Here is a 4382-nt window from a genome sequence, read left to right as displayed (position 1 = left end):
ACAAAAATGGCATGAAAAAGGAAAGTTCTTCTTCGCTTTTTCCATGCCATTTGATATTAATAATCCCAATTACTGCTCTGACATTGCCTCTATAAGTGTCTGATAAAGCAAGTCCCGTTCAATTTGCGTTCCTGGAACTCCTCACTCATACCAATACCGGTATCCCGGACCGTAAATTTCAGACATACCTGTCCCTCAATCCGCTGTGGCTGGCGTATTTCCAAGTGGATACTGCCTCCTCTGGGCGTAAACTTCAATGCGTTTGACAGAAGATTTAACAGCACCTGATTCAGTCGCAGGGCATCTCCAATCAACACATTCTCTATCTATCAGAAATACTTTGAAATTAAGACCTCTATCCACTGCCTGGGGATAGATAATGGATGAAATGGAGTCCAGTACATTTTCCAGGTTAAAGACTTCGTGGGAAACCTGCATCTTCTCTTCATTAATCTTAGACATATCCAGAACGTCATTAATCAGAGTCATCAAATGCCTGGAAGAATAACATATTTTCTCCAGACATCCCTCAACCCTGTCACGGTCTTCTATATAAGCGGCAGCAATGGTTGTCATTCCAATAATGGCATTCATAGGTGTCCTAATCTCATGGCTCATCCTGGAAAGAAAATCCGTTTTTGCCTTATTCGCCTGCTCAGCCGCAGCATCTGCGAACTGGGCCGAAAACTGTACCCAGATATATTCTCCGCCTTTTCTACGAATTCTTGATAACATCCGGTCCGGCAACTGTCTGCCTGACTTGTGGAAACATTATTTACAGTTTGTTGAAAAATATTCCTGCATAGAAGCAGAAGGCTACAGTGTATGCGAGACAGACAGGGGCAGCCGGTAAATACGCCGTATTTACACATCATGGAAGCCTTGGGAACCTGGATAAAACCTATGACTACATATTCGGGACATGGCTGGTTTCGGGAAAAGGACAACTGGATGATCGGGAAGATTTTGAGGTGTACCGTAGTAAAATAACTGCTTACGATGCCCCAGAGAATACGGTTGAGATCTACATTCCGTTAAAATAAAAATAAGCAGGACAATTAAGGCTGCTTATTTTACAAATTGGTCTATGGCTTTATTCAATTCTTCAATGGCTTGCATATTCCCGGTTTCAATGGAATCAACCAGGCAGTGGGATAGATGATCCTTCAAAACTACTTTTCCCGTGTTGTTAATAGCAGCTTTTACTGCTGACAACTGTATTAAAACTTCACTGCAGTCACGCCCGTCTTCAACCATTGTCTTAATGGATTTTAGGTGTCCAATGGCACGTGAAAGGCGATTCAGAACTGCTTTCGTATTTTCATGGGAATGTGTATGATGCGGTTGTGTATGAGATGCGTGGCTTGTGTGATGGTGATGATCCGTAGGTGGCTGCATTTTCTGATGATTCGCTGTCTGTGGCTGTGTAGTCTTAGGCTGGGTTGTCCGATTTAACCGTGTCCGGTGTTGCACCATCTGGTAATTCGTTGGGTGGGATTGCTCTGGCTTGCACAACTCTGTTCTGTGTGACTCTGTTCTGTTTGGCTCTGTTCTGTTTGGCTCTGGCTGCGATTTATTTATAATGGGTTTTACATCTGTTTTATTTTTCTTTTGAACTGTACTCTTTTCCATATTTGCTCCCTGTATATTTATATATTTAAAAGTATAAACGAAAAATATACCGCTCACAAGCCGCCCATGGGGATATATTTTATAAATAATATCCCCCCGCATGGCTTGTAAAGATATAGTTGGCTTGTTACACTTAGTCTATACAAATTGGAGGTAAACGGATGAAAGTAAGTATTCTATTATATGATGATTTTGAAACATTGGACGCGTTTGGTCCCGCTGAATTATTCGGAAAGATACCTGAAGATTTTCATATCGAATATGTGTCCCTGACCGGCAAAATCGTAAACAGTGCCCAGGGTGTTAAGGTATGGACAGAACCATTAGTGCCGGATGAGATTGGAACTGCAGTTTTAATCCCCGGTGGTCCGGGTGCCAGACGGATTCTGGAAGACTTTGATGCTCTGGAAATTCTAAAAAAAGCCATTGACAGAAGTTCTTACTGCCTGACTATTTCTACCGGATCTGCTCTTCTTGCAAAAACCGGAAAGGGATTCCGGCGCAGAATGGCCCAGTATGAAAAAAACATTTTCTGGGCCCTGCATACCATGAATGGAGTGCATTGGATTGAAGGTGCGAAGTGGGCTGCTGACGGAAAATTCTATTCTTCCTCCGGAAGCATGACCGGAATGGATATGACACTGGGATTTATTTCGGATACTCTGGATATTGATGTTGCGGTTAAAATAGCGGAAGGTATCGGGTATCAGTGGGATCCGAAGGACGAATGTGTCTATATTTGATGTTGTTCTAAATGATGGAGATGTAGGGGATTGCAAACCTCTTCAATTATAATGGGATATTTATAATGATTCTATATATCTCTTTGCAGTTCTTATGAGTTTGCTATTCTCCTGCTTTTAATGTTCGGAAATTATTCTAAGTACTTCTTCTACTGTCTGAGCCAGAAAAGAAAATAGTCCCCACTGCTGCCTGCTGACGAAATTGATTTATACTGAAATAAGCCTCTTTCAAATCGATTTGGTTATTCTGCATACAGGATATGAAAAATATTGCATACCTCTTTCGCCTCCTATAAGAAGTTATGATAATTCATACAAAAAGTACCATTTAAACCTTTAGACAATCAGGCTGTTGCTGACTTTAATTCTTTTCTACCTCAGACCAATATTTTAATACTTCTTCATCCGCATCAGCCAGGGATAAGTTAAAATTTAACACCAGTAATTTTTTTGTATCCTCTTGAGACATTCCTAATTTTCTACAGATATGGACACTAGCTTTTAGCCCCCGTTGGAGACCCTGTTCTATCCCCTGTTCTATCCCCTCCTCAATGCCGCGCTTCCTTGCTGTAAACATCAAATGATTATGATCCCGTATTGCTTTTTCCCTTGCCTCATATTCAAACCTTTTTCGGTCATCTGCACTTATATTCTTTAATCGTTCATATGCCGTGTTGATATATTCATTCTTCTCTGCCATACTTTCAAAATCCTCCTTGCTTTTTCCTCCAAAAAATTTAGCCCAATACAGTAATTCACTGTCTTGCAGTTCAATTCTTTCAAGTTTGGGTAACTCAAGAACATGAAATTCAAACTTATCGCTGTATAGTGCCTTCCTTCCATCCTCCCAGATATGGAAAATGGAATAAAAATCATTTGTATCCTGATAAATTATAAAATCCAAAATGCCGATATGTATGCATTTCCCAAGGTCTCCATAGGAGTCTCCTGCATTTATTTGATCAATATAAATTTTGCTCATATAAAACAGGGTCCGTTCTTCCCAGAACTCATATGGTCCCACCTGCATTTCCATATCAATTTGTTCTCCGTCAGACATCAATATTCTCACATCCAGGATCCCAAGCTTTTCTTCTTTTGTCCCCTTTCGCAGAATCGTTGGCAATAAGGTAGTATCTTTCAACTCCTCTGTTCTTTTTCCAAGAATAGCTGCTATGAATCCTTTTCTAACGACGGGATCTGCCATTAGCTCCTTAAAGCAAAAGTCTACGGTTGGGCGCATAAGAAATGTTTCACTTTTATCGCTATAACTACTATAACTGCTGTAATTCCTGGTATCCTCTGGTAACATGTTGTCATTTTGCTGTGTTTCAATGTGCATTAGCTCCTCCTTTTTTTGAAAAGAGCTGCAGACTGTAACAATTTTGACAGCATGATCTAAAATTATGCCTGATAGTTTTTCATACAACACTTTTCAATTGATATTTTATTTAATGTGGAAATGTCTCTGCAAGAATTGCAGAACAAAAGAATTTTACTCATTAACCATACCACGTTTTAATCAATAACGCAACATAAATATTATAAATTAATTGATTTTTCTTAATTAGGTAACTCTATCAGATCCGTAAATCGCAAAATAGTGTTTAAAACTCTCTTGACAATATCTATTTATTATGCAACAATAGTTATGCAACATATGTTACCTTTAATTTCTAAGGAAAGCGAACTTATTTATATGCCACCAAAAGCAAAAATAACGATAGATATGATTTTAAAAACCGTTTTGGACATAACAAGAGATACGGGTTTTGAAACGGTAAATGCTCGGAGTATCGCAGGTAAACTTCAGTGTTCTACCCGTCCTATTTTTACTTGTTATGATAACATGGATGAGTTAAAGTCTGAATTTCTTATCTATGCATACGACTACTATGAACAGTACGTTGCTCATTACCGCAATTGCACAAATGTCAGTCCTAATTTAATTCTTCCACATTCCTATATCTCATTTGCACAGGAAGAGACACATTTATTTAAGTTATT

The 4382-nt window shown here is 39.1% G+C and carries 4 protein-coding genes and 2 pseudogenes; 3 read left to right on the top strand and 3 right to left on the bottom strand.

All coding sequences use genetic code 11. From position 1 onward, the window contains the following. Window positions 1-128 precede the first annotated feature (128 nt). A pseudogene (locus ACH2DQ_RS29050) lies at window positions 129-666 on the bottom strand (sensor histidine kinase); the annotation flags it as partial. A gap of 155 nt (window positions 667-821) precedes the next feature. On the opposite strand from ACH2DQ_RS29050, the gene ACH2DQ_RS29045 reads away from it, so the two are divergent. Further along, complete coding sequence (locus ACH2DQ_RS29045) at window positions 822-1043, top strand: GyrI-like domain-containing protein (protein WP_394914713.1); 222 nt, start codon at window positions 822-824, stop codon at window positions 1041-1043. 25 nt (window positions 1044-1068) lie between these two features. Here the strand turns inward: ACH2DQ_RS29045 and ACH2DQ_RS29040 are convergent, their stop codons facing one another. Then, on the bottom strand, window positions 1069-1398 hold the full coding sequence (locus tag ACH2DQ_RS29040) for a metal-sensing transcriptional repressor (protein WP_394914783.1): 330 nt from the start codon (window positions 1396-1398) through the stop codon (window positions 1069-1071). A 395-nt stretch (window positions 1399-1793) separates the two neighbouring features. Between ACH2DQ_RS29040 and ACH2DQ_RS29035 the strand changes: the two genes are divergently transcribed. After that, window positions 1794-2375 carry a DJ-1/PfpI family protein gene (locus ACH2DQ_RS29035; protein ID WP_394914714.1) on the top strand — a complete coding sequence of 194 codons (582 nt, stop codon included), beginning with the start codon at window positions 1794-1796 and terminating at the stop codon, window positions 2373-2375. A gap of 361 nt (window positions 2376-2736) precedes the next feature. Here the strand turns inward: ACH2DQ_RS29035 and ACH2DQ_RS29030 are convergent, their stop codons facing one another. Beyond that, window positions 2737-3717, bottom strand: coding sequence for an Rpn family recombination-promoting nuclease/putative transposase (locus ACH2DQ_RS29030; RefSeq protein WP_394914715.1), 981 nt, complete (start codon window positions 3715-3717; stop codon window positions 2737-2739). Window positions 3718-4074: 357 nt separating this feature from the next. Here ACH2DQ_RS29030 and ACH2DQ_RS29025 point away from each other — a divergent pair. Beyond that, window positions 4075-4382 (top strand): annotated as a pseudogene (locus ACH2DQ_RS29025) (TetR/AcrR family transcriptional regulator); the annotation flags it as partial.

It is taken from the genome of Robinsoniella sp. (genome assembly GCF_034124845.1).
This window is presented reverse-complemented; position numbering and strand designations above follow the sequence as displayed.